Origin of the sequence: Gottfriedia acidiceleris, from assembly GCF_023115465.1 — a bacterium.
Classification (GTDB): Bacteria; Bacillota; Bacilli; order Bacillales; family Bacillaceae_G; genus Gottfriedia; species Gottfriedia acidiceleris_B.
Genome location: NZ_CP096034.1, coordinates 4,089,131 through 4,114,960 on the forward strand (window position 1 = coordinate 4,089,131; position 25,830 = coordinate 4,114,960).

Consider the following 25,830-nt stretch of genomic DNA (forward strand, 5'->3'; position numbering starts at 1 on the left):
TGTTTTCAATACTAAAGAGAGGGTTATAAACCCTCTCTTTTATTTTAGCCATTTAATTTCACGAATCCCTAACTTAGCCGTTGGTAGTCCAATCAAATCATAAAATCCACCTAAAAAAGCTTCAAACTCATTAGTGTTTTCTAGATAATTAACTAACTTCCGCTCATACCTTTTCCGATCCGCATCGCTCCTTGCCAAATAATATCCTTCAATTGTTTCAAAATAGTGTACAGGAAAAAGAAGTCTTGCAAATAATAAACGCCACGCAAAAGTAGATAATGGACTTTTCTTTTCATAACCATAAAAAAATGAGAGGATTTTCTTTTGATAATGATCAGGATTCTCTAAATATTCATCCCTAACCCATTCAGCAAGATCCCTGCTTGGATGATCATAAATCCATTCAATCGGTACTTTCGCAAAATGAATTTCTTTCTGCCTTCGTTCAGTCATTTTTTGATGACAAATTGTTGCTGCATCAACAACTTGAGGAGTATCATCAAGTTCAGTATCTACAACATATTGAATCGCATTTTCAGTCATTCCGAGATAATAAGGAAAAGATTCAATAAATATTTGTTCGAAAAAATTTTCGGGATGACTATTCACTTTACTTTGCCAAAATCTTTCTAATTGCTCTAACCGTTTTTCCCATAAATTCTTCCATTTCCCAATCCTATTTAATCTTTTCAATTCATCTGAATATTTTTTCCCTCTTAAATGAAAAATCGCAAGTTCTTCACCGTTATTATTACTGCGTTCATTTTGTCTGTTACTCTTAAATAAGGAATAATTATTTCCATCAATCTTACTCACATAGTACCCTTGAACATTTTGAACAAAGGTTGCGACCGATTGATCACCGGTTAAGCTCATAAAATCACTTAAACTCTTCATTTCCTGCAAATCATCTTCTTTTAAATTTCCAATGGGTGCAAGAAAATACACCCTATTCCGCTGCCAAAACATGTAATATGACTGTACTTGAAGTAATTCAGCTGGTTGAATTTGATAATGAGTAAACATGTCTTGAATGATGTTTTGGTTGCGAATAAACATCATCACTCACATCCTTCTTATACCTACTTAATTAATATATATGTCACAAACCTAAAAACCTGTACCCTTCTTTTTCACTTTCTATCTATAAACCCGAATGACCATACACAAAAAGGGAGAGAATGACGTAGTATATATGAAATGTAAAAGCCAATTGGTCAGCCCCACAAACATAAGACAAAGGCCAAGAAAGGTTCCTTTTTTCGCTTTACTTGGGCATGCTAAACTCTGAACTATACTATACAAAAAGAAGGCAAAAGGTTTAACAGATAAGGTATAAGTAATAAATTATATGTCTTAACAATTTTTTTACTATGTTTTAACTTTTTTTATAAAGGGGAATTATGTTCGATATCGAATCATATATAATTAATCCTCTTATTTCTTAAAAATAATTTAAAGTAAAAGTTTTAATTATTTTATGAAATCTCAATTTTAGTTATTTTTATAGTAATTAAATCAATCGATAAGGAAAAGGTGATGAAATGGAATATTTAAATCACGATTTAGAAAAGACTGCATTATCGTTATTAGTACAAAGAGGTGTTACGCTCGATGACATTGCTGACTTAGTTTATTTTTTACAAAGTAAATATCATGAAAATTTATCTAAAGATGAGTGTAAACACAATGTTGAGAGAGTCTTGACAAAACGTGAGATACAAAATGCCATCATTACTGGTATTGAATTAGATATTTTGGCAGAGCAAGATAAACTTCAGGAGCCATTATTGGCTATTATCAAAAAAGATGAAGGCCTTTATGGAATTGATGAAATAATTGCCTTATCGATCGTAAATGTATATGGTTCAATTGGATTCACGAATTACGGTTACATCGATAAATTAAAACCTGGGATTTTAGAAAGATTAAATGATAAATCAACAGGCTTAGTAAATACATTTTTAGATGATATTGTTGGAGCGATTGCAGCTGCTGCATCTAGCCGACTTGCTCATCGTGCTGCACATAAAAAGGCTGATCAAATTAAAGCTGAAGATGAATAAAAAAGAGGGGTCTCATAAGTCAATCTACATTTGAGACCACTTTTTTCATTTGAAATAACACAAAAACCCCACAAGTTAATTAATAACTAGTGAGGTTTTTTTAGTTTAGCTAATTTCTTAAATATATTTAATCCACTCTTCTAATGAGTCAACTGAATAAGTTGGCTGCGTTTCGTAATTTGACAACATATCCCTTGTCGTTACACCAGTATGAACAATCAATGTATCAACACCAGTATTAATACCAGCCATTATGTCTGTATCATAATAATCACCAATCATTAATGTATCCTCTTTTGCAACACCAAGAACTTTTAATGCTTGTTCCATAATAATTGATTCAGGTTTTCCAATAAAAATTGGTTTTACTGTAGTAGATACCGCAATAACAGATGTTAGTGAACCATTTCCAGGTAATAAACCTCTTTCGGTCGGAATCGCTATGTCGCCATTAGTAGAAATAAATGTCGCGCCATTTCGTACAGCTATACAAGCCTTTGCTAATTTCTCGTAATTAATACTACGGTCTAAACCACTAATTACAAAATCAGGATTTTCATCTGTAATTGTTAAGCCAACTTCCTCTAGAGCATATTGTAAGCCCTCTTCACCGATCATATAAACAGTAGCATCTGCCTTTTTTTCTTTTATGTAATTTGCTGTTGCATTACTTGTTGTAAAGACCTGTTCTTTTGTAGTTGGAATATTAAAGGAATTAAGTTTATCAGCAACTTGTTCTGGTTTACGTGTAGAATTATTCGTTACAAAAAGATATGGAATATTTTTTTCCTTCAGAGCCTTTATAAAAAGACTCGCTTCCTCAATTTGCTCCTCGCCACGATACATCGTTCCATCTAGATCAATTAAGTATCCTTTATATTGTTTCATATTGCCACTCCTTACTAGTCAGGCTGTTCTCTTTTGTAGGAAAAGAAAAACAGCGTTAGAATCAAATTTTACATTGAACAATTAAGATTATTTTTCCTCATCACTACTAAAAGCATTAATTACACCAAGTTCCTTATCAAGAAAAGCTTGAACCGCAACCGGGAATTCCTTATATGCTTCTATATTTTCGCTTAATGTCGTCACTATTTTTTCTGTAATTGAAGATGTGTAATCTTGTAATAAATGTTTTCGAATTGGAATTAATTTTTTTATCGATTCTCCAGTTGATGCAGTAATAACTTTTTCATCCATTAGAATATCAACAATGTCATCATAACTACCTGGGTCTCTCATTATAAAGCCATCAATCATTGTATTTCCAATATCTAACATACTATCAATCAAAAGATGTGTCATTCTTTCCAAAGCTAATTCTTCTATTTTATTTTTTGGATGGCTGCTGTTTGACGCATAAAATTCAAGCATTGAATTTAAAATTTCAATTCGATCTAATATGTTTTGACGATTTACAAAGTACATATGTACACTTCCTTCTCAATTCTATCTTCTACATTTTATGGACTTATATTTATTTTATAGCTAAATTCGAAAAAAATCGACAAATGAAAGCGTTTCTTACCGATTTTTGTTATATTATATAGGTGAATATTTTTCTTTGGATTGGACTTTTGGAGCGTGATTAGCAATTGAGATTATATGAGTTGCTGAAGCAGTTGCCCTTGCCTCTGCTCATTTGATGGGACAAAGGTAAGGAAATGAAGCTGAAACCCAAGATAATTATTAACATTAAATGATTTAGTAAAAGCTGATGATGCAATTTTTTGCTACTACAGGCTTTACTTTAGGTAAATTACTTGAAGGAGTTACTTTCTTAGGTGGAGACTTAGTTGAAACTCATTATATTGTAATGAGAAGTAAAATGAAAACTGTGTGCCATATTAATGCACATCACCATTTAGGATATAAGCAAAATTTTATTTTAGTATAATGGAGGAATAAAAAATGTCAGAACGTTTTTTCTTATATGATGACACTATTCAAGCAAAGACTCGTTTTGTAAGCTTTATGGGAGAAGAGCAAAGACATGATCTTGCTTTAGTCTATTCTGATCGTCATTATGGCAAAGTTATGATTATGGATATGCAAAGTAATCGATTTGCAATTATTGGTTCAGATGATTTAAAAGAAGAAGGTTACTTAGAATTTGCTTTCGGAATTTCTGAAGAAAAGGCAGCTGAATTATTAGATTTTCTTAGTGAAATTATTTTTTAATTTTTCGATCCTGTGGATAAATAATTTATTTTTACTAAATAATCTGAAAAATAGTGGATAACTAAAAAGTTGTCCACTATTTTTGTGATTAAGTCTTTAGTTATTCACATTTTTGTTGAAAGATTCAAACTTATCCACAAGGTTTTTATTCTTTGAAAAAATCAAAAAATAGTTTATCCACAATCTTATTAAAATAAAAAAATGATGGGTTTCCCCATCATTTAATTTTTTACTTTCTTAACCACAAAATATTTACATCCAAAATTACAATACTCATAAATGTATTCACGTAATGTACTTATTTTTGAATCATATGGAACATTTTTTTGAGAATCATCAAAAAATCCTCTAAGTCTTAGTTGCTCATAGCCCCAATCCCCAACAATGTAATCATACTTTGAAAGGATCTCTGCATATCTCGCTTTAAAAGCTTCTTCATTGAATCCTTCACGGTAATCTTCAACTACTTCATAGCAAATATTCTGTATGCAAACCAATTTGTATTCTCCTTCCTTTTACTCCCATAAATATGTAACTAATATTTTGGCATACTAATTTTACAATGATTATTAAAAGGTGGTATTTAATATGCGTAAATATTTAGTTTGTTTATTAACCTTATTTTTGCTAACAGGATGTTCATTCGGTCCAAGTCATTCGCGACAGTACAATTATAAGGACGTAACATATAAAAATGAACATCAAACAAATCCAACACCTAAACAATTAAATACAAAGCCGATGGATTTAGGCGATGTAAATGCTAAAATGTCAAATAACTCTTACAAAGATTATGGCTTTTCTAGACTACAAAAGCAAGATGTTTTAGGTAAAGATGGTGATTATACATTAACTATTGATAAACAAGAAGTGTCAAAATTCATTTCTTATTTAGTTGTAAAGCTTCCTGATATAGATGATGCTGCTACACTAGTTACAGATCAAGAGGTATTGATTGCTTATAAGACAGATGGTGATAAATCATTAGCTAGAAAACAGGTTGAAAAAACTGCTCAATCTGCACTTCCTACTTATTATCATATCTTTACTTCAAATTCCTTACAAAATATAAATAATATTGAAGAGCTAAATAAATATGGCCAGCTTAATGATGGACAATTAGAGCAAAAAATAAAAGATTTATCTCAAGGTTTTGATGTAGATAAACAAAGCATGCATTTTGATATGATTTCAAAATAATCATCAAAATAAAAGCACTAGCATAGGCTAGTGCTTTTTATTACGCTTGTTTAGCAGCTTCTACTTGTTCGTCAGCATGATATGATGAACGAACTAGAGGACCAGCCTCACAGTGCGAGAAACCTTTCCCTAAAGCAATTTCTTTTAGGGCTGCAAACTCGTCAGGAGTATAGTATTTTTTAACAGATAAATGAGTTTTCGTTGGTTGTAAATATTGACCTAATGTAATGATATTTACACCTGCAGAACGCAAATCATCCATTGCTTCGTAAATTTGTTCATTTGTTTCACCTAATCCAAGCATGATGCTTGATTTTGTAGGGATGCTAGGGTTTATTTCTTTTGCTCTACGTAAAAATTCAAGTGATCTTTCATACGTAGCTCTTGCACGAACACGTGGAGTTAACTCTCTAACTGTTTCAATATTATGGTTCATAATATCTGGTTTTGCATCCATTAACATTTTTAGGTTCTCAAATTTTCCACCCATATCAGATGGTAAAACTTCAATTGTAGTAAATGGATTTGCTTTTCTTACTTCTCTAACAGTTTCTGCAAATACAGCTGCTCCACCGTCTCTTAAATCATCACGAGCAACCGCTGTAATTACTACGTGTTTTAAGTTCATTTGTGTTACAGATTCAGCAACTCGCACTGGTTCTTGTAGATCAAGTTCAGTTGGTAAACCTGTTTTAACTGCACAAAAACGACATGCACGAGTACAAACCGCGCCTAGGATCATAAATGTAGCTGTTTTTCTAACTGCCCAACATTCATGGATATTTGGACAACGAGCTTCTTCACAAACAGTATGAAGATTTTTTGATCGCATCATTTTCTTTAATTCTGTGTAAGATTCATTTGTGTTTAATTTTATTTTTAGCCACTCGGGCTTTCTTAAATATTCTTCTTTTTTTGATGCCATTTGAAATTCCTCCAACGTTATTCGTTTACGACTTATTTCATTTTCTCTTCCAATAGTATATATATTACTACATTTTTCGCGGATATGAAAAACTTTCGTTTGATTATCCCTATTATCCCTATAATTTCCATCTATGAAAGTCGCTCCTTTAACCAAACTATAGATGTAAATCAATTTAAAGGATGATGGATTTGAAAAAAATAATTGTACTTTTTTGTATGGTGGTTATCTTCATAATGCCATCATTTACAAATGCAGAAGAAATTGATCAAGCACAGCTTAACGAAGAACGAATGGCCTTATATAAAAAAGGGGAAACGCTAACATTTATCCCTTGGTATTACTTTGCAGCTATAGATACTTATGAACGAAATGTACGGAGTGTAAGAAACGATATTCCAAAACGCGAAAATGGCGTCCTCTCGATCTATATTAAACCAGAGGATTGGAGTGGCCTATCAAATCCGGTTAAGAAAGACACATACGCTCCTACTATCCATTTATTTAGCGGCATTGGTTTAGATGGAAATAATGATGGTAAGGCTTCATTAGAAGATGATGAGGATATTCTGTACACTTTCATTCATCGATTACATTTCTATGGCCCATCCAGGCAATATATACGAATGATGCTATGGGATTACTACCAAAGAGCAATAACTGTTGATATTATCGATGAATATGCAAGTATGTATCAATATTACGGAAAATTAAATATAGAAGGTAATGCCTTCCCATTACCAATTCGCAGTACACATAGTTATCGTAGTACATGGGGTGCACCTCGAAGCTTTGGTGGACGAAGAGTTCATGAAGGGACTGATATTTTTGCGAATTATGGGACTCCTGTAAGGTCTACATGCTATGGAGTTATTGAGACAAAGGGCTGGAATCGAATTGGAGGATGGAGAATCGGAATTCGAGACTTGTATAATAATTATCATTACTACGCTCATCTAGGTGGCTTTAACAAAGACCTTCAAAGAGGGCAAGTAGTAGAGCCAGGAACACTGATTGGCTATGTTGGAAGTACTGGATATGGACCTCCAGGGACATCTGGAAAATTCCCTCCACATTTGCACTATGGTATTTACAAAGACAATGGTTATTCTGAGTGGTCTTTTGATCCTTATCCAAAATTACGTCTTTGGGAGCGTCAGGATAGCAGCAAACAAAGAAGGTGAATTGAAACGATTAATGAGAAAAAGGCAGACTAACTGATCCTAATGTACTAAGTTAGTCTGCTCTATTTTAAATTTATTTTTTTCCTTTTGTTGCTGATGGAATTTGTTGAGTATTTGGAGTAAATGGAATATAACTTGGAACTTCCCCATCGATAATTTCAGTAGCAATTGGGACTTCTACTTTCACCTTTGTTGATTTTGTACTAAACGGGATAATTACATTCATATTTACTTCTACATTCATAATAATTTCTACTACAGAATTATCAAATCCAAATGGCTTAACTTCTTGAGTAACATTAGCCACTGCATCACCGACTACAGAAAAGCGAACTGGTATAGTAGGTCCAAGTTTTCCTAAAAGTACTGTATTTGTAACGACCCCAATCGGAACTTTTAAATAAAGCCCCTCTTTATCCGCCTCCATTTTCTTCATTTCTGCTTTTGATAAAGATAAAAATGATAAATCCCCATTTTCAACTCTACGGATATTTTCTTCAACATGCTGGGTAGTAGAACCAATTATTTTATTGATTAAATATGTATTCGTACTTATTATCGCCTTACCATTCTCATCAACATCCCGAATGATTATATCCTGCCCTTGCAGTTCCTTAGATGCCGATTCATACGCTTCATTAATAACTAAAGAAGCTATTCGTCTTGTTTGTTTCTCAGAATATTTTAAGATCGTTGGAGTGAAAATTTTATCAATTTCCCAAAAAGCATATAAGGAAAAAAATAATAGAACAATACAAATCACTACATATTTTTTTGGAAAGATATTACGAATTTTTTGTGTTATTTGAGTTGAATTAGTTTTAAATCCACCAAAAGATTTTCTTTTTGAAACAAAAAATTTATTTTTTGGAACACGTCTGTACTTAAATCTCTTCATCGTATCCATGCCCCCTTACTAATGGGTATGCATGTCAATGCCTGTTCATTCTTAAAGGACTTGAACAATTAAATAATCGCTTTTTTTAAAATTTGATCACACTCGATAATCTCTAATTTCAACTCATTATATAAATTCACTTCATAAGGATTGCTTAATTTTATTTCATTTTCTTCAATTATCAGTACAACTGGACGATCTGTAGAAGCATCATTTTGACTTATAACGATTCCTTGTCTACCATCGCTCAATTTTACGTGTAATCCCGTTGGATAAACTGTTAGTAGATCGCTAAATATACTGATTAATTTAGCATCATATAATTTATCAATTCCATTCATTAATAATGTTAATCCTTCATTTGGGAGCATTGCTTGTCGATAGACTCGATTTGAAGTAACAGCATCAAAAAAATCGGCAATCCCAATTATCTTTGAGAAAAGATGCATTTCTTCACCAAATAAACCTTTTGGATAGCCGCTCCCATTGATCTTTTCATGATGCTGCAATGCACAGTCCGCAACAATTGGATGAATAGAAGGTACTTGTCGTATTATTTCGTATCCAGCAATTGTATGTTGTTTCATAAACTCATATTCATCTTCAGTTAAACGGTCCCGTTTGTTTAAAATCTTTTTTGGTATGAACATCTTCCCAACATCATGTAAAAGTGCACCTAATCCAAGTAAATTAAGCTGGTTTTTACTTAAATCTAATGCTGTCCCAATTCCTAAAGAATACATAGCTACATGTAGAGAATGAGTAAAGAGATCCTCATCATATTGTAATACGTCAATCAATAAAGATAAAACATCCTTCTGTTGCCACAATTCTTTTTGCAGTGATTTTATAATTTCTTTAAGTCTAGATGAGTTTTTTTCTAAAGATAGCCCTCTTAAATAAACATCTTCGCTAATTAGTTTAACAAAAGCATCTTCTATTGTTTTTGTGATCTCAGTGCGAAGTTCGTTTGAAATAATTGTCTTTTCCATTAATTGTTCTGATGATTGAACATGTACTAAAACAAAATGAATAGCTAATTTATGTATTCGATTAATCATCTCTTCTGTTAAAGGAATATTTGCACTAACGATCATTTTTCCATGTTCATTATAAAGCGGTTTTCTTAAGATCGTACCTGGGACAAGTGTTGATGCTTCAACAACTCTCATTGTTTTCTCCTTGAACAATTTTTTTTATTAAATATATGGCTCATCAGAGCAGTTAATACGTTGTAATAATCAAATTTTTTGTACCTTGTTTACACAAGAAGCCACTAAAAAAATTTTAGTGGCTTCTTTTATATCATCTTTAATAATGCGTCTCTTCCAATCATTCCTTTTTGAATACCTAACTTTTCTGCTTCAACAGTAATGGATTCTAAAGGCGCATTTAATAATTCTTCTATTGTTTTTACACCAACTGCTCGACCTGCGATAATTTGACGATCGCGCAATCTTTCATTTAATAAAGCTACATCTAATGCTCCGCACATAATATAACCGTTATCATTCATAACGACCAATAATGTAGTTTTTGGAAGTAAAACTGTTACAGCATTAAATGTATGATTATCTATTTTAATTGGGCTTAAATTGATCAAGTTCAACGCTCCTTTCTCATTCTAAAATATGAGAAAAAAACAAAAGTGTAACCTGTCTAATCCTGATAAATTTTATACATCTTTTAAAGCCGTAAATAACACATCACGAATAAATTCAGGCATAAAAAATCTTTTATGACTAGCATCTCGAATTGTAGGAATTAAATGACCAAACGTAAATAAATCCAAAGTTCCAATCGCATACATTTGATTTAAATCTAACATTTCACCATTAATAAATAGATCCTCTTTTTTCAAATGCTTTTTCTTATCTTTATTAGCAAAAGTAATTCCGTCGTAAACCATTTTTCCAATTACTTTCCCTCTAAATCCAAAACCTTTCATCTTTAAATGAGTCAGTTCTTTATCTTCACAACGATTTAAAACATTTAATAATTCCTTACCAGACAAATTAACGACACAAGGATTAATAGGATGTGGGCAAATCCGATGAATATCACCCTTAGTAACAAGGCCCTTACTTAAACCATCAAGTAAAATACCGGAATTTAGTATACTGATATCTGATTTAGTCCATTGGCGAAGTGCATTTGCTAATATTTTCAGCAATGGACTATCTTTAAACCAATTTACACCCAGGTTACTCGGTAATTGTGTCACTGGTTCATTTAACATTTCTTTACTTAATCTCATTAAATTAGCCAACATCATTTTCGTCATTTCATCTTGGTAATATGTTGGGACTGTATGTACTTCAGTAACTGAAGCTTCAGTATTTATAATACTTTTCGTCTCTTTATTTACAGTAATTAAAACCTCGCCTAAATAGTTACCGTGTTTGCCTGTTCCACAAAGTAAAGTTTCACCAGCATACTCTCCATTTGGAAATAAATGATGAGTATGTGCGCCTAAGATTATATCGACTCCTGAAAATTGTTCAGCGATTCTCTGATCGTCTCTCATACCTAAATGAGAAAGTATAATGACAATGTCTGATTGCGCTTTGACAATTGGCAATATGTTATTTAACGTTTCAAACGGATCTTTTATACTCCATCCTAATGTTTCATAAAACACTGGATAAGCGACTGTTAAACCAATTACTCCTAACTTTACTCCATTTTTTTCATATATTTCATAAGGCTTGCTGAAACTCTCGGTACCTTCATCTGAAATGTTTAAATTACTAACTAATACATCAAACTTTGCATCTTCATAAAGGTTTAACAATTCACCTTTTGATAAGGTGATTCCTTCATTATTTCCTATTGTAATTGCATCAAACTTTGCATCATTTAAAAGTTCCACATTGCCTTTTCCTAAAGTGGCCTCTGAAATTGGATGAAATCGATCAACGAAATCCCCAATATCAATAGTAAGTGTGGCCTCACCTTTTCCTTTAGCTAACTCTCTTTTAGACTTCAGCAAACCGACGATTGTTGGCCAAGTTTCAAAGTGGCTATGAATGTCATTTGTATGGAACAACCGAATATTTATAGTTTGATTTGTTCCCATTGTTCCACCATCCCTTTTTAGATATTTTCTATAATTAATTTTATGCCATAAAATAACACAACTAACCTTAAAATTAATGCGATTGTTTCAGTTTTTAATTTTTGATTAATATATGCTCCAATTTTCCCACCAAACCATGCACCAGGAATAAGTAGAAGAATGTAATAGAAATTTACTTCTCCTAATGTTATGTATGAAATCGAGCTTCCAAGAGTCGTAAACATAACGACAAACATTGAAGTCGCAACAGCTAACTGTGGTGGAAAACCAAATAAAAACGCCATCATTGGTACTAACAATATTCCTCCACCAATTCCAAATAATCCAGAGATGATTCCGACACAAATAGACAAAGAAATCGCTAATGGAAGACTATAGCTATATGTATATGCCTCGCCTTCCTCATTTGTATATGTTCGTATAATCCCGTTATGTACTTCCTTTGGTTTTTTATTTAATTTTGAAGAAACAAATAGAAAGACTGAAATACAGATTAAAAATATACCAAAAAATAAAGTAAACCGCTCTGTATTTAAAAGCGAATTGATGTATGTACCTAGTAAGCTACCAGGAACACTACCTATCAAAAATAAAATACCACTCTTATAATCGATTCGTTTTTGCTTATGGTACGAAAGTGTGGATGAGAGCGATGAAAACACAATTGTAATTAGTGAAGTTCCAACTGCAACATGAATTGGTACAGTCGAAAAAGCGGATAAAAAGTGATCAATATTAAGTAGCATTGGAACAATAATAATTCCTCCGCCTAAGCCAATCAATGATCCGACTGTTCCTGCAGCAAGTCCTATACTGATGAGTATAAGAATTTGTAGAATGATATCCAACCTAAATTTCTCTCCTTTTTTAAATACACTAGAAATCTATTTTCTCTATTTGAATTTAAATAATAGTTTAACATAAAAAAACTCGGAATTCCCCGAGTATGAATAATCCTTTATCTTATTTCACTTTAGTGCTAATAAAATATTGCTTACTCTATAATGCCCGCTTTCTGTGGGTTAAACGCCTAGCTATTACTTTAATATACTTAAATTTGCAATCCAAGGTCCTACGTCAGTTTTGTATCTTTTTGCCATCACTCTTGTAATTTGAGTTATATGGGTTAGATCATGTGCAACAAAAGTGGATAATAATTCTCTTAATTTAACGGAACCAAAATCGGGATGAATCCCTTCTAGTTCCAGATGGAGATTTGGGTCTACTAATAATTGTAATTTCTTAAGATTTTCAGTTCTTAAATTCTTGAATTCAAGCAGTCGTTCTTCTATTGATTTCTCATATTTTTCATTTAAATGCGAAAAACGATCGAATGGCGGGAAATGGTTGTTTCCATCATTGTTAAGTATGCAGTTCAACCTTGGAATCCAATTTGTTTTTTCACACTCAATTAGATGGTCGATTACTTCAGAAGCATTCCAAGTTCCTTCACCTTCATTACAATTTAACCAAGATTCAGATAATCCCGATAAAAGAGACTCTAATGATTTGGGTGTTCTTTCTAAAACTTCAATTGCTTCTTTAAGGTTAAAATTCATAAAAAATCCTCCCCACACCTTGATAAAAAACACTATGACAAGTTTTCATAAAACTTCAAGTTAAATTTTACCATAAATATGATTACTAAATTAATTAAACAGCTTTTTTTATCTCAACAAAAAAATAAAATTTAGCCATCTATCAAATTGTTAAACTGTAGGAACCTGACATCATTTTAATAAGTTTTACATTTTTCCCTTTGGAAGCGGTAAAAGAAAGCGTTTACGTACTACAAATAAAAAATTATATTGGGAATGTAACATTAAGTAATGATCTAAATTTTTCGATTAGGAGGAAGTTATTATGAAAAAGAAATTAGCAGCTATTACTCATAATACAGCAAATTATACAATATCTACCCAAGATGGTGGAACTGCAACGGGTTATTCTCCTAAGAAGACTTCGAACGGAAAAGCTGACGGGCTATTTGCCCTAGTGATCAGGTAGAAGAAGTGACTATTAATGAAAAGTCAAAAAAATTTTCACTTCTATTTCTTATTTTTATATTAGTAAGCTGTGATAATAGTAATTCAGACAAAAATAAAAAAATAATAATAAACAAAGAACAAAGAAATGGCGATTTAACAGATGATACTATTTATAATTATTTAAGACAGAACCTATTTACCAATAAAAATTATAATAAGATTATAGATTCATTTTATCTTTATGGTATGAATTCTAAAAATATCTATGTTTTTTTATCATTATGTTTTACTTGGTAAGCAAAATAAAGTAATTGAAGAAAAATATTTTCCAGTCGTCATAAAAGTAACTTGTAATAAAAAAATTACTGAACAAATAACACCTAAAAAATGGTGAAGATACTAAATATTTTTTAAGAAAGAATTTCCCTGAAAGTTTATGGGACGATGCAGAAAATATAAAAGATGAACTTATTTTTACTCACTCACAAATTCACGAATAGAGTGAATAAAAAATTCTCTGTAAGATTAGTAGCGAATCAAGATCACCCGATTACAAGGATTAAATAAAAAAATAAACCCTGTCGCCTAATAAAATGTACCCTATAGAATAGACACTTAAAAAAGTCTACTCTATAGGGTACTTTTGTTTATAATTAGAAAAAACGGGATTGGGGAAATTTTAGATCAGTAATAAAATATTTACTGATAAAGAAATTAATCTACTTTACAAAAATCAATATGTAAAGTCAGTTAGTTCAAAAGGAATCACATACACTGATGAGTTTAAGCGTATTTTTATTTCGGAAAACGTAAAAGGAAAATTAGCGAGAGAAATATTTGAAGAAATTAGATAAGCAGTTAAATTTATTAGAACATTTTAAATTTAAGCTACTACAGTTACGTATTTAGATATTACAGAAAAACTTGAAGAAGACGAACTTCAAAAGTTCGCCTCCACTAAAAACTCTATTAACCAATTGAACCTTCCATCTCGAATTTAATCAGACGGTTCATTTCAACTGCGTATTCCATTGGTAATTCTTTTGTAAATGGCTCAATGAAGCCCATTACGATCATTTCTGTAGCTTCTTGTTCAGAAATACCACGGCTCATTAAGTAGAATAATTGCTCTTCAGACACTTTTGAAACTTTCGCTTCGTGCTCAAGAGAAATATTGTCGTTTAAGATTTCGTTGTATGGAATTGTATCAGAAGTTGATGCATTATCCATAATTAACGTATCACACTCGATATTTGAACGTGATCCAGCTGCTTTACGACCAAAGTGTACGATACCACGGTACGTTACTTTACCACCATGTTTAGAAATAGATTTCGAAACAATTGTAGAAGAAGTATTTGGAGCTAAGTGAATCATTTTAGCACCAGCATCTTGGTGTTGTCCTTTACCAGCAATTGCAATTGAAAGTGTAAGACCACGAGCACCTTCACCTTTAAGGATAACTGCTGGGTATTTCATTGTTAATTTTGAACCAATGTTTCCATCGATCCATTCCATTGTTGCGTTCGCTTCACAAACAGCACGTTTCGTAACTAGGTTGAATACGTTATTCGCCCAGTTCTGAATTGTTGTATATCGGCAGTATGCATCCTTCTTAATGATGATTTCTACTACTGCAGAGTGAAGTGAGTTTGTTGTATAAACAGGAGCAGTACATCCTTCAACGTAATGTACATGCGCACCTTCGTCAGCAATGATTAATGTACGTTCAAATTGACCCATATTTTCAGAGTTAATACGGAAATACGCTTGAAGTGGCGTATCAACTTTAACACCTTTTGGTACGTAGATGAATGATCCACCAGACCAAACAGCTGAGTTTAATGCAGCAAATTTGTTATCTGTAGGTGGAATTACTTTTCCAAAGTGCTCTTTGAAAATTTCTTCATGCTCACGTAAAGCTGTGTCTGTATCAGTAAATAAGATACCAAGATCAGTTAAGTCTTGTTTCATGCTGTGGTAAACTACCTCAGACTCATACTGTGCAGATACACCAGCTAAATACTTTTGTTCTGCTTCAGGGATACCTAATTTATCGAAAGTGTTTTTGATTTCTTCAGGTACTTCATCCCAAGACTTTTCAGTTTTCTCTGATGGTTTTACATAGTAAGTAATTTCATCAAAGCGTAAATCTGCTAAGTCTCCACCCCATTGAGGCATTGGCATATCATAGAAATGTTGTAAAGATTTTAAACGGAAATCTAACATCCATTGTGGTTCATTTTTCATACGTGAAATTTCTTCAACGATATCCTTTGTTAAACCACGCTCTGAACGGAAGATTGATACGTCACGGTCATGAAAACCATATTTATAATCACTAATATCTGGCAAATTAGTAGACATTATTCATACTCCCTTCTTATAGAAGAGGAGGATTAAAGCTCAGAGGATTATTCCTCTGATTTTAAGCCCTTCTCCATTGCTTTCCATGCAAGTGTTGCACATTTAATTCGTGCTGGAAACTTCGAAACACCTTGAAGTGCTTCAATATCATCTAAATCAATTGATTCATCGTATTCTTTTCCAAGCATCATATCTGAAAATATTTGAGCAAGCTGTAGAGCTTCCTCGATTTTTTTACCTTTAATTGCGTGAGTCATCATTGAAGCTGAAGCCATTGAAATTGAGCATCCTTCACCGTCAAAACGAGCATCTGTTACAATTCCATCATCAACCTTTAAGCGAAGTTCAATGCGATCACCACAAGTAGGGTTATTCATGTTTATTGTTACATCGTTTTCTGATATTGCCCCTACCCCTTTATTGCGAGGGTTTTTATAATGGTCCATTATCACGCGACGATATAATGCATCTAGATCAATGTTTCGATTAATAGACATCGCTGAAATACTCCTTCGTTTTAACTAATCCTCTTACAAAAGCATCTACATCTTCTTTTGTATTATACAGATAAAAACTTGCACGAGCAGTAGCAGATACCTTTAACCATCTCATTAATGGCTGAGCACAATGATGGCCAGCTCGAACAGCAATTCCTTCTACATCTAATACAGTTGCAACATCATGTGGATGCACATCTTCCACATTAAACGTTACTAAACCTGCACGATGCTTCGGACCATAGATTGTTATTCCTTTTACAGTAGATAACTGTTCAAGTGCATAATCCGCAATCTCATGTTCATGCTTTTCGATCTTATCCATACCAATTTCAGTTAAGAAATCAATAGCAGCGCCTAAACCAACTGCACCAGCAATGATTGGAGTTCCACCTTCAAATTTCCATGGTAGTTCTTTCCAAGTAGAATCTTGTAAGTCAACGAAATCAATCATTTCCCCACCAAATTCAATAGGTTCCATGTTTTCAAGAAGATGTTTTTTACCATAAAGTACACCAATACCCGTAGGAGCACACATTTTATGACCAGAAAATGCGTAGAAGTCGCAATCTAAGTCTTGAACGTCAACCTTCATATGTGGAGTACTTTGTGCACCATCAACAAGCATGATTGCTCCATTTTGATGAGCAATTGCTGCAATCTCTTTAACAGGGTTAATTGAACCAAGTACATTTGAAACGTACATAATCGCAACTATTTTTGTATTTGAGTTAATTGTAGCTTTTGCTTGCTCAACGCTGATTGAACCATCTTCTTCTAATGGTATATATTTTAATGTTGCGCCAGTAGCTTTAGCAACCTGTTGCCAAGGAATGATGTTACTGTGATGTTCCATATAAGAAATCACAATTTCATCTCCAGCTTTTAAGTTCGTTCTTCCGTAGCTAGCAGCAACTGTATTAATTGCAGTAGTTGTACCTCTAGTAAAAATAATCTCTTCAATTGATGATGCATTAATAAATTTACGTACTTTATCACGAGCTCCCTCGTATGCATCAGTAGCTTTTGTTCCTAGAGTGTGTACACCTCTATGAACGTTAGAATTATATTCTTTATAGTAGTTAGCAACAGCTTCTATTACTTGAACAGGTTTTTGTGAAGTTGCAGCACTATCCAGATATACTAAAGGATGCCCATTTACTTCTTGATTTAATATCGGAAAGGCTTCACGGATTGCTTTAACATCCATTACTTAACCTTCCTCTCAATTACATCTACAAGCATTTTTTTAACTTCATCAATTGGTAGTTCCGAAACTACAGGTGCTAAGAATCCGTGAATAACTAAGCGCTCTGCTTCTTTCTTCGGAATACCACGACTCATTAAGTAGTACAGTTGAGTTGGATCTACTTTACCAACAGAAGCAGCATGACCTGCCATAACATCATTTTCATCAATTAATAGAATCGGGTTCGCATCTCCACGAGCTTTTTCACTAAGCATTAATACACGTGAAGTTTGTTGTGCATTAGACTTAGAAGCGCCGTGTTCTATTTTACCAATACCATTAAAGATTGAAGTAGCAGAATCTATTGATACACCATGTTTTAAGATCCAACCTTCAGATCCTTTACCAAAGTGAATAATGCTTGTTGTAAAGTTTTGAGTTTGCTCACCTCGGCCTACAGTAACCATTTTCATGTCACCGAAAGATCCGTCTCCAACTAGGTTTGTAACATTTTCGAAAACTGAGTTTCCGTCGTTCATAAGTCCAAGTGCCCACTCAATTTTGCTATCACGACCAGCGTGACCACGACGAACAACATAAGCAGTAACACCTTTTGCTAAAGTATCAACAGCACCATAACGCACTTTTGCATTATCTAATGTAATTACTTCTGTAACCACATTTACAACAGCCGCATCTAAATCAGCTGATGTAGAAACATAGTTTTCAACATAAGTAACTTCACTGTTTACATCTGCAACAACTAAAACGTGGTTATATGCAGGTACGTTTTCCCCATCTACAACAAAAATAGATTGGATTGGTTTTTCTAATACAACATTTTTAGGAATGTATAAGAAAGCTCCACCATTTACTAATGCTGCATGTAAAGCGATTAATTTATTTTCATCGACTTTTACAGCCTCTGTCATAAAATATTTTTTCACAAGATCTTCGTGATCTTTAATCGCTGTGTGTAAATCTACGAATACTACACCTTTTTCTTTTGCTTCAGAAGAAAGAGAGTGATATACAGCAGAACCATTATATTGTACATAAACTGATTGATCAGCGTCTTCATTCATTAAAGATGTTACTGACTCTGGTAATTGATCTTTTGTAGGAACATTTCCAGCTGTAACATTAAATTCTTTTCCAAAGAAATCCCATTTAGAGATATTTGTTTTATCTGGCTTTGGAAGAGAAAGTGATTCAGCTTTTGCTAGTGCATTTAAACGGAACTCTGTAAAATATGCAGGTTCATTTAGCAGTGCAGAAAGCTGCTTAACTGTTTCTTGACTAAATGGAATTGTAGTACCAGTTGTCATGAGAATCCCTCCTATCCGATTAAGCTTCTTGCCCAACAGTCTCGTCTTCGATACCTAACTCTTGTTTAATCCAGTCATATCCTTCAGCTTCTAAACGTGCAGCTAATTCAGGACCACCTGATTTTACAATACGACCTTGCATCATAACGTGAACGAAGTCAGGAGTAATGTAGTTTAATAAACGTTGGTAGTGAGTGATGATTAAGCAACCAAACTCTTCTCCACGCATTTCGTTTACACCTTTAGAAACTACTTTTAATGCATCGATATCTAAACCTGAGTCAATTTCGTCAAGAATAGCAATTTTAGGTTGGATCATCATCATTTGAAGAATCTCATTACGTTTTTTCTCTCCACCTGAGAAACCTTCATTTAAGTAACGTTGAGCCATTTCAGGATCCATTTCTAAGAATTCCATGTTTTTATCTAATGTACGGATAAATTTCATTAATGAAATTTCATCGCCTTCTTCACGACGTGCATTCATTGCAGAACGTAAGAAATCCGCGTTTGTTACACCGCTAATTTCACTTGGGTATTGCATAGCAAGGAAAAGACCAGCTTGAGCGCGCTCATCAACTTCCATTTCTAAAACATCGTTGCCATCAAGCTCGATGCTACCACCGATTACTTCATATTTAGGATGACCCATAATAGCAGAAGATAAAGTTGATTTACCTGTACCATTCGGTCCCATGATTGCGTGAATTTCTCCACCTTTTACTTCAAGGTTTACACCTTTTAAAATTTGCTTTCCTTCAATTGCAACTTGAAGGTCTTTTATTTTTAATGTAGAAGCTCCCATTTTACACCCTCCATAATATTACATAAAAATTCTATAAAATAGAAAATGGCTATTTTAAGTTCATTCTCATTTTATTCTCATTCTAATCTTAAAGCAATTAAAAAGTATTTTCAAGCTGTGCACTATTTTACCAAAAAAGTTTTATTACGTGTAACTTCTTTTTACAAAAAAAGAATAAATAGAGATACTATATGTATATAGGAAATAAAAAATTCTAATATCATAATTAAAAAAGAGGGGAATTTAATGTCTAAAACAACTAAGCTTTCATCAGATCAACTAAAATTTGCGATTAATCAACTACAAACGTATTTCTTACAAGAAAGAGACGAAGAATTAAGTGAATTAAGTTTAATGTTGCTAGTAGACTTTATATCACAAAAACTTGGACCTATGTTTTATAATAAGGGAGTTGAAGACTCACAAAGATTTATGTCCGAACGAGTTGAAGATCTTTATGCTTTATTATTAAAAGAACGGATTGAAGATTAAGTTGTTTTAGTTAACTTCTTTGCTTTTAGTTTTTAATGACCTTAGCACACACTTTATTAATCGTACATACTCAATTTTAGACTATTCAATATTTATATAGTTGTTCAACTTATTCTTATAATATTAAAACAAATAAATGTTTTCATGCAGACTCTACCATTATTTACGAAAAGGTATAATTTCATTAATCAAATTTATTAAATAAATAAGAAAAGAACCTTTTATATAATGAAGGTTCTTTTCATGCTGTTGAAAAACATCCTCGTCAATTAACTTACCAAATTTCTTAAAGGGAAGTAGAGTAATGTTAAAACATTTTATCATTTAAAATCGTTAGCAAATATAAATAATGAATTTTAACATCAATAATAGTCCACTATATAGTTTTAAATCGTTTTATATTTCAACACTCTGTAGAAAAAAGGCTTTGATCAATTAAATAAATTTACTTCCTTAACTAGTTCAAAAGCAATTAATTCATCTTGCGTTCGTATCTATTTTCAAATACGAAATTAAAACATAAGAAAAACGAATTTATTATTGATAAACCTGTACAGGTATAAAGACTTCAGGCATGCCTGCTGCGTATGCGGCTACTTCATATTCTTTAAAGATTAATTTAATTCCTGCGTGGTCAAATGCCCATAATCGATTTTTGTCACTTAAGTCAATTTCGTTAGGGGATTTTATTAATACATATCCTTTATATTTCTTTTGTAATTGCTGATAAGCATATTCTTGTGTGGATTTTGTATGTTCGTTTAATAACTTAGATAGTGGTACTACATCACCTGTTTTTACGTCAAAGTTAAATGTAGTACCCATTGTCATCCCGTGTGCCCCACCGGTATATGAATACTCATTATAAATAACACTCAATTTATCAAGATTATTGTATAGTACTTTATAAGTAAAAACATATTCATAAGGTCTCCAAGTCCCTTGGCTAGCATCCCATTTTGCCTTAGCTTCTTTCTCGTCTTCTAGTAGTTTTAAACGATTACTATTCGCTAAATCAGCACCTTGTTTTAAGATACTATTGACCTTTTGTTGTGCAGTTGAATTAGATGCTCCACTTATTTGTGGATACTTAATCGGGGCATCATTTAGTTTTTGTTCAATAATTTTAATATGTCTCGTTAATGAGTTTTCATTAAACCCGGCTTTCGTTTCCGCATTAACAAATTTAATAGTGCTCAAATTAATACTGCAAGTCATTATAATTAATATGAAATAATATAGAAACTTTTTCACTAGACTCCTCCTATTTTCTTTATCAAAAATAGTATGAGTATCTTTTAAACTATTTATGAACTATTTTATAAGAGTCTAGATTCTTATAATCAAACATCAAACAGCTAACTGTTCTCAACTCATTTTGTTAACTAGTTTAAATAAGTTCATTGCGATCTTAAAAATGTTTGGTTTCATCTTTTGACTATTCGAAAACACAATTACATATGTTTTCGAAACTGGATCGAATACATTCATACAATTAATTCCTGGAACTACCCCATGATTGTATAAATACTTTCCTTTATGATAAATTCCAAATGCATAATGATTTTGATACGGCTTAATAAATTGAGTAAAACTTTTACCCAAAATAAGTTTATTCGAAATAAGTGCTTCGTCCATTTTTTGTATTCCTGAAACCGTTGAATAAATATCTCCACAGCCTAATAAATAGTTAAAATTGGGGATTCGTAATTGCTTCGGATCATTTTTAGATTGAATTACTAAATAACCTAGTGCATGATTCCCTTTTTTATAAAAATCTTTACCTTGTCCAATTCCAGTTATTTTCGCTTTATCAAAAATATGTGTTTTTATATATTCTCCATAAGGAATTCCAGTTACTTTTTCAATAACGTAAGCAAGTAAAATATAATTTGTGTCATTGTAATCCCATTTGTTCAGCGGTTTAAAGTGAGCATTTGATTTAACTATTTCCTTTATTAAATTAGTAGATGAAATTGGATTAAATAACTCTTTTTGCTTCTTAATCCCTGAAGTATGTGAAATTAAATGAAATAATGATAATTTTGACCCATTTGGAAAATCCGGTATATATTTTGAAATCGGATCATTAAAAGAGATTTTGCCTTCTTCTTTTAATTGCATTAACATCGTTGATACAAAAAATTTAGAAATTGAGCCAACTGGATAATACGTATTTGGTGTGTTCTGTAACTGATTTTCGATATCCCGATAACCGTATCCCTTATTTAGGATATTTTCTCCATTCTTCCTAACAAGAACAACTCCGTTAAAATGAATTTGCTGTAAGTAGCGATCAATCTCTCCAGTATTTTTATTTTGACCCTTAGTAAAAGCAACTTTTTTCATAGTAGGGTAATGCGAAACTGTCACTTTTGAAGAGTTTTTATTCCAAATAAAACTACAAAATGGAGACATCATTAAAACAGTTAAGAAACTAGGAATCAAGAACAAATAAAATTTTTTCATCATTTACCGTCTCCCATTGAGCAGGGCTGAGAGGATTTTCCTATCTTCCCTGTTCCCCATTATTTTTGCAGTACCCCTATTTTTACTGTTCATTAGATAAAATCCAATCACCTTCTATTATAAGAATTAGCAAAAAAGTTCATTTCATTTACTTTATCCTAATTGTATTAACAATCTTGTCCATTAATCTTTAGATTTTGATTAGAAAAAATTTACTTAACCCTTAATAATTTATTATCTGCATTTAATTTTAAAAGGTGTTTGGTTAATTTTTCATCTTTTTTTCGGTGTTATAATACGTCTAGCTAAAAATTAAGAAAGGTGAAAACAAATGGGTAAAATCCATATTTTCCGTTCAAAGACTTTAAGATTTATATTTTATACTGCGTTTTATTTATCAATTTTACTTGCACTACTCTACTTATATGGATTTAAAGATTCATTTACAGGGACCTTTATATATAACGATTTTTAGGACGTGAACTGATGAAATCAATTATTGAACAAATAGATTATTGGGCAATTAACACCCCAGACACTATCGCTTTTCAAAATAGTGATTATTCGTTAACATATAAAACTTTAAAGCAACAATCAGATGCGATTGCTAGCTGGATGATTAAAAATAATTTTACAAATAAGCCTATTATTGTGTATGGACATATGCAGGCAGGAATGATTTCCATTTTCTTAGGAAGTGTAAAAGCAGGTTGTGCTTATATTCCGGTTGATGAGTCTATTCCTTTTGAAAGACTCAAAAAAATGATTACGAATTCTGGTGCATCTTTATTAATTACACCAAAAGATATTACTTTAGAGTTTGAATCCATTAATACCATAAATTATGGTGAACTACAGAAGATTATTGATTCTACAAACCTAGTCAAATCTTTAACTGATTTCAATGTTAAAGACGATGAAACATTTTATATTATCTATACTTCTGGCAGTACTGGAGATCCAAAAGGCGTACAAATTACTGAAAGAAACTTACGTAGTTTTACCAGTTGGATATTGAAGGATTTTAATATACACAATGGACAACGCTTTTTGAACCAAGCTCCTTTCTCTTTTGATTTATCAGTAATGGATTTATATCCATCATTATTATCCGGTGGCACACTCATTGCTGTTGAAAAATCTTTGGTTGAGCGACCAAAATCACTATTCGATTATTTAATGGCAAGTGATATTGAGGTTTGGACTTCTACACCTTCATTTATAGAGATGTGTATGATGAATCCAAATTTCAGCGAATTGTTACTACCTAACTTAAAGACTTTTCTTTTCTGTGGTGAAGTACTATCGAATAATACTGCTAAACAGCTTTTATCTAGATTTCCTAAAGCAGAAATTTATAATACTTACGGTCCAACAGAAGCGACAGTTGCTGTAACATTCGTACAGATTACTGAGGAAGTCATAAATCAATACGCCCCATTACCGATTGGTAGGCCGAAAGACGATACAATCATTTACATTATGGATGAATTGGGGAACCCACTTCCAGATGGTGAAACAGGGGAAATTATTATAGCTGGTCCAAGCGTTAGTAAAGGGTATCTTAATAATCAGTTAAAAACTGATGCAGCCTACTATCAAATAAGTGGCATGCAGGCCTATAAAACAGGTGATTCTGGTTACTTTGATCACGGACTATTGTTCTATAAAGGTAGGATCGATTTCCAAGTAAAGCTACATGGATATCGAATTGAAATTGAGGACATTGAAAATAACATTAGAAGATTACCATTAGTTCATTCTGCAGTTATTTTACCAGAGATGAAGGATGGTAAGTGTATAGATCTACATTGCTTAGTAGTCGTTAAAGAACATGATTTCGAAAAGGAATATCATTTAACACGATTTTTAAAACAAGAATTAAATAAATATATGCCGACTTATATGATTCCAAGAAAATTTAGTTATTTACAAACTTTACCAATGACAACGAACGGTAAAGTGGATCGAAAAAAATTATTGGAGCAAACTTACCAATGATTCCATACAGTAGTTTTACGTTTTTCGGTATTTTATTTGTTCTGCTAATCCCAGCAGTCATATTAGGGTTTTTAGGAAGAAGATCAACTACCTACACAACATTTCTTTCGTTTGTGTTTTTATTAGTAGTCTTTTCCTCTTCTAAAATACAAACCTTTTATTTAGTTGCTTATATAATTTGGGTAGTTAGTTTAATAAAAGGTTATAGTGTTTATCGGAAGAATGCAAACCATTCAACTGTTTATTATGTAAGTGTTTTTCTATCAATTTTACCTTTATTGATTGTAAAGGTTTCACCGATTTATGAAAGTACTACACTTGTAGGCTTTTTAGGAATTTCCTATTTAACATTTAAAACAACACAAGTCATTATTGAACTTCGCGACAACAGTATAAAGGAAATAAAGATCGGTGATTTCTTGAAATTTTTATTATTCTTTCCGACGATCTCTTCTGGACCAATTGACCGTTTTAGGAGATTTCAACAAGATTGTCAAAAAAAGCTAACAGTTATTGAATACAGGGAGTATTTTCAAATTGGTTTTCATAAAATTTTTATTGGTTTTCTCTATAAATATATAATTGGTTATTTAATTAACGTTCATATTCTTGAAACACAGTTTGCATTAGGGCATACATTTGTCTCAAATCTAACGTATATGTATGCATATAGTCTGTACTTATTTTTTGATTTTGCTGGTTATAGTGCATTTGCAATCGGCGTTAGTTATTTAGTAGGGATTAAAACACCTGAAAACTTTAATATGCCATTCATTAGTCGGAATATAAAAGACTTTTGGAATCGCTGGCATATGAGCTTATCATTTTGGTTCCGTGACTATGTATATATGAGAATGGTATTCTTACTGACTAAGAAAAAAATGATTAAAAATAGAAGAAATATTTCTTATATCAGTTACACTACTTTATTTTTACTAATGGGTGCATGGCATGGGATTCAAATTAATTACCTACTTTACGGTATATACCAAGCCATTTTGATGTGTAGTTTTGATTGGTTTGAACAATTCAATAAGAAAAAAAAGATTTGGAAAAATACTAAACTAACACATGTATTAGCGGTTATTATTACATTCCATTTTATTTGTTTCGGATTTTTAATATTTTCAGGACATCTAGTTAACTAAAGGAGAATTAGTA

At 32.2% G+C, this 25,830-nt stretch carries 28 protein-coding genes and 1 pseudogene; 11 read left to right on the top strand and 18 right to left on the bottom strand.

Annotated features, from left to right (window positions below; genetic code table 11):
* Nucleotides 1–39 precede the first annotated feature (39 nt).
* Nucleotides 40–1,038: a spore coat putative kinase YutH gene (yutH, locus tag MY490_RS19390; RefSeq protein ID WP_248269431.1), complete on the bottom strand. Its 999-nt coding sequence runs from the start codon at nucleotides 1,036–1,038 to the stop codon at nucleotides 40–42.
* A gap of 506 nt (nucleotides 1,039–1,544) precedes the next feature.
* Between yutH and MY490_RS19395 the strand changes: the two genes are divergently transcribed.
* Nucleotides 1,545–2,066 carry a phosphatidylglycerophosphatase A family protein gene (locus MY490_RS19395; RefSeq protein WP_248267123.1) on the top strand — a complete coding sequence of 174 codons (522 nt, stop codon included), beginning with the start codon at nucleotides 1,545–1,547 and terminating at the stop codon, nucleotides 2,064–2,066.
* A gap of 117 nt (nucleotides 2,067–2,183) precedes the next feature.
* On the opposite strand, the gene MY490_RS19400 is transcribed toward MY490_RS19395, so the two are convergent.
* Both MY490_RS19400 and MY490_RS19405 read right to left on the bottom strand, forming a co-directional pair.
* Nucleotides 2,184–2,954 carry a TIGR01457 family HAD-type hydrolase gene (locus tag MY490_RS19400; protein WP_248267124.1) on the bottom strand — a complete coding sequence of 257 codons (771 nt, stop codon included), beginning with the start codon at nucleotides 2,952–2,954 and terminating at the stop codon, nucleotides 2,184–2,186.
* A gap of 87 nt (nucleotides 2,955–3,041) precedes the next feature.
* Entirely contained in the window at nucleotides 3,042–3,494 is a 453-nt protein-coding gene (locus tag MY490_RS19405) for a DUF86 domain-containing protein (protein ID WP_025672293.1), read from the bottom strand.
* A gap of 289 nt (nucleotides 3,495–3,783) precedes the next feature.
* On the opposite strand from MY490_RS19405, the gene MY490_RS19410 reads away from it, so the two are divergent.
* Both MY490_RS19410 and MY490_RS19415 read left to right on the top strand, forming a co-directional pair.
* The gene (locus tag MY490_RS19410) at nucleotides 3,784–3,963 is read left to right on the top strand and encodes a fructose-bisphosphatase class II (protein WP_248267125.1); all 180 of its coding nucleotides are present in this window, start codon (nucleotides 3,784–3,786) and stop codon (nucleotides 3,961–3,963) included.
* A gap of 14 nt (nucleotides 3,964–3,977) precedes the next feature.
* Nucleotides 3,978–4,247: a DUF3055 domain-containing protein gene (locus tag MY490_RS19415; RefSeq protein ID WP_025672291.1), complete on the top strand. Its 270-nt coding sequence runs from the start codon at nucleotides 3,978–3,980 to the stop codon at nucleotides 4,245–4,247.
* Between the two features lie 221 nt (nucleotides 4,248–4,468).
* Here the strand turns inward: MY490_RS19415 and MY490_RS19420 are convergent, their stop codons facing one another.
* The gene (locus tag MY490_RS19420; protein WP_056468720.1) at nucleotides 4,469–4,744 is read right to left on the bottom strand and encodes a YutD family protein; all 276 of its coding nucleotides are present in this window, start codon (nucleotides 4,742–4,744) and stop codon (nucleotides 4,469–4,471) included.
* A 91-nt stretch (nucleotides 4,745–4,835) separates the two neighbouring features.
* Between MY490_RS19420 and MY490_RS19425 the strand changes: the two genes are divergently transcribed.
* Entirely contained in the window at nucleotides 4,836–5,447 is a 612-nt protein-coding gene (locus MY490_RS19425) for a YhcN/YlaJ family sporulation lipoprotein (protein WP_248267126.1), read from the top strand.
* A 40-nt stretch (nucleotides 5,448–5,487) separates the two neighbouring features.
* On the opposite strand, the gene lipA is transcribed toward MY490_RS19425, so the two are convergent.
* Nucleotides 5,488–6,372, bottom strand: coding sequence for a lipoyl synthase (gene lipA, locus MY490_RS19430; RefSeq protein ID WP_248267127.1), 885 nt, complete (start codon nucleotides 6,370–6,372; stop codon nucleotides 5,488–5,490).
* A 185-nt stretch (nucleotides 6,373–6,557) separates the two neighbouring features.
* Between lipA and MY490_RS19435 the strand changes: the two genes are divergently transcribed.
* The gene (locus tag MY490_RS19435) at nucleotides 6,558–7,556 is read left to right on the top strand and encodes a M23 family metallopeptidase (RefSeq protein WP_282439816.1); all 999 of its coding nucleotides are present in this window, start codon (nucleotides 6,558–6,560) and stop codon (nucleotides 7,554–7,556) included.
* Between the two features lie 73 nt (nucleotides 7,557–7,629).
* On the opposite strand, the gene yunB is transcribed toward MY490_RS19435, so the two are convergent.
* From yunB to MY490_RS19465, 6 genes are all read right to left on the bottom strand, one after another.
* On the bottom strand, nucleotides 7,630–8,454 hold the full coding sequence (gene yunB, locus MY490_RS19440; protein ID WP_248267128.1) for a sporulation protein YunB: 825 nt from the start codon (nucleotides 8,452–8,454) through the stop codon (nucleotides 7,630–7,632).
* A 68-nt stretch (nucleotides 8,455–8,522) separates the two neighbouring features.
* Complete coding sequence (locus tag MY490_RS19445; RefSeq protein ID WP_248267129.1) at nucleotides 8,523–9,626, bottom strand: HD-GYP domain-containing protein; 1,104 nt, start codon at nucleotides 9,624–9,626, stop codon at nucleotides 8,523–8,525.
* Between the two features lie 128 nt (nucleotides 9,627–9,754).
* Complete coding sequence (locus MY490_RS19450; RefSeq protein WP_069034827.1) at nucleotides 9,755–10,057, bottom strand: YunC family protein; 303 nt, start codon at nucleotides 10,055–10,057, stop codon at nucleotides 9,755–9,757.
* Nucleotides 10,058–10,129: 72 nt separating this feature from the next.
* Complete coding sequence (locus MY490_RS19455) at nucleotides 10,130–11,533, bottom strand: bifunctional metallophosphatase/5'-nucleotidase (RefSeq protein ID WP_248267130.1); 1,404 nt, start codon at nucleotides 11,531–11,533, stop codon at nucleotides 10,130–10,132.
* A gap of 17 nt (nucleotides 11,534–11,550) precedes the next feature.
* Nucleotides 11,551–12,372: a sulfite exporter TauE/SafE family protein gene (locus tag MY490_RS19460; protein ID WP_248269433.1), complete on the bottom strand. Its 822-nt coding sequence runs from the start codon at nucleotides 12,370–12,372 to the stop codon at nucleotides 11,551–11,553.
* A 198-nt stretch (nucleotides 12,373–12,570) separates the two neighbouring features.
* On the bottom strand, nucleotides 12,571–13,092 hold the full coding sequence (locus MY490_RS19465; protein WP_248267131.1) for a DinB family protein: 522 nt from the start codon (nucleotides 13,090–13,092) through the stop codon (nucleotides 12,571–12,573).
* 304 nt (nucleotides 13,093–13,396) lie between these two features.
* Here MY490_RS19465 and MY490_RS19470 point away from each other — a divergent pair, with 304 nt between their 5' ends.
* The gene (locus tag MY490_RS19470; RefSeq protein WP_248267132.1) at nucleotides 13,397–13,540 is read left to right on the top strand and encodes a hypothetical protein; all 144 of its coding nucleotides are present in this window, start codon (nucleotides 13,397–13,399) and stop codon (nucleotides 13,538–13,540) included.
* 664 nt (nucleotides 13,541–14,204) lie between these two features.
* Nucleotides 14,205–14,366, top strand: a pseudogene (locus MY490_RS19475) (HTH domain-containing protein); the annotation flags it as partial.
* A 124-nt stretch (nucleotides 14,367–14,490) separates the two neighbouring features.
* Here the strand turns inward: MY490_RS19475 and sufB are convergent.
* Genes sufB through sufC form a run of 5 tightly spaced genes read right to left on the bottom strand, consistent with a single transcriptional unit; the run spans nucleotide 14,491 to nucleotide 19,707 of the window.
* Nucleotides 14,491–15,888 carry a Fe-S cluster assembly protein SufB gene (gene sufB / locus MY490_RS19480; protein ID WP_025671514.1) on the bottom strand — a complete coding sequence of 466 codons (1,398 nt, stop codon included), beginning with the start codon at nucleotides 15,886–15,888 and terminating at the stop codon, nucleotides 14,491–14,493.
* Nucleotides 15,889–15,935: 47 nt separating this feature from the next.
* A complete protein-coding gene (gene sufU, locus MY490_RS19485) occupies nucleotides 15,936–16,385 on the bottom strand; it encodes a Fe-S cluster assembly sulfur transfer protein SufU (protein ID WP_248267133.1) in 450 nt (149 codons plus the stop codon).
* On the bottom strand, nucleotides 16,375–17,595 hold the full coding sequence (locus MY490_RS19490) for a cysteine desulfurase (protein WP_248267134.1): 1,221 nt from the start codon (nucleotides 17,593–17,595) through the stop codon (nucleotides 16,375–16,377). The genes sufU and MY490_RS19490 overlap by 11 nt, the downstream gene beginning before the upstream one ends.
* Nucleotides 17,595–18,902 carry a Fe-S cluster assembly protein SufD gene (gene sufD, locus MY490_RS19495; RefSeq protein WP_248267135.1) on the bottom strand — a complete coding sequence of 436 codons (1,308 nt, stop codon included), beginning with the start codon at nucleotides 18,900–18,902 and terminating at the stop codon, nucleotides 17,595–17,597. Before sufD ends, MY490_RS19490 begins: the two co-directional genes overlap by 1 nt.
* A gap of 19 nt (nucleotides 18,903–18,921) precedes the next feature.
* Nucleotides 18,922–19,707 (bottom strand): Fe-S cluster assembly ATPase SufC, encoded by a 786-nt coding sequence (gene sufC / locus MY490_RS19500; RefSeq protein WP_056468759.1) that lies wholly within the window; start codon nucleotides 19,705–19,707, stop codon nucleotides 18,922–18,924.
* Between the two features lie 246 nt (nucleotides 19,708–19,953).
* On the opposite strand from sufC, the gene MY490_RS19505 reads away from it, so the two are divergent.
* Nucleotides 19,954–20,199 (top strand): DUF2164 family protein, encoded by a 246-nt coding sequence (locus tag MY490_RS19505; protein WP_248267136.1) that lies wholly within the window; start codon nucleotides 19,954–19,956, stop codon nucleotides 20,197–20,199.
* A gap of 537 nt (nucleotides 20,200–20,736) precedes the next feature.
* Here the strand turns inward: MY490_RS19505 and MY490_RS19510 are convergent.
* Both MY490_RS19510 and MY490_RS19515 read right to left on the bottom strand, forming a co-directional pair.
* A complete protein-coding gene (locus MY490_RS19510) occupies nucleotides 20,737–21,453 on the bottom strand; it encodes a DUF3298 and DUF4163 domain-containing protein (RefSeq protein WP_248267137.1) in 717 nt (238 codons plus the stop codon).
* Nucleotides 21,454–21,567: 114 nt separating this feature from the next.
* Entirely contained in the window at nucleotides 21,568–22,671 is a 1,104-nt protein-coding gene (locus MY490_RS19515) for a serine hydrolase domain-containing protein (protein WP_248267138.1), read from the bottom strand.
* A gap of 328 nt (nucleotides 22,672–22,999) precedes the next feature.
* Here MY490_RS19515 and dltX point away from each other — a divergent pair, with 328 nt between their 5' ends.
* Genes dltX through dltB form a run of 3 tightly spaced genes read left to right on the top strand, consistent with a single transcriptional unit; the run spans nucleotide 23,000 to nucleotide 25,817 of the window.
* The gene (gene dltX / locus MY490_RS19520) at nucleotides 23,000–23,143 is read left to right on the top strand and encodes a teichoic acid D-Ala incorporation-associated protein DltX (protein WP_248267139.1); all 144 of its coding nucleotides are present in this window, start codon (nucleotides 23,000–23,002) and stop codon (nucleotides 23,141–23,143) included.
* A gap of 11 nt (nucleotides 23,144–23,154) precedes the next feature.
* The gene (gene dltA, locus MY490_RS19525; RefSeq protein WP_248267140.1) at nucleotides 23,155–24,669 is read left to right on the top strand and encodes a D-alanine--poly(phosphoribitol) ligase subunit DltA; all 1,515 of its coding nucleotides are present in this window, start codon (nucleotides 23,155–23,157) and stop codon (nucleotides 24,667–24,669) included.
* Nucleotides 24,666–25,817, top strand: coding sequence for a D-alanyl-lipoteichoic acid biosynthesis protein DltB (gene dltB, locus MY490_RS19530; protein WP_248267141.1), 1,152 nt, complete (start codon nucleotides 24,666–24,668; stop codon nucleotides 25,815–25,817). The genes dltA and dltB overlap by 4 nt, the downstream gene beginning before the upstream one ends.
* Nucleotides 25,818–25,830 lie beyond the last annotated feature (13 nt).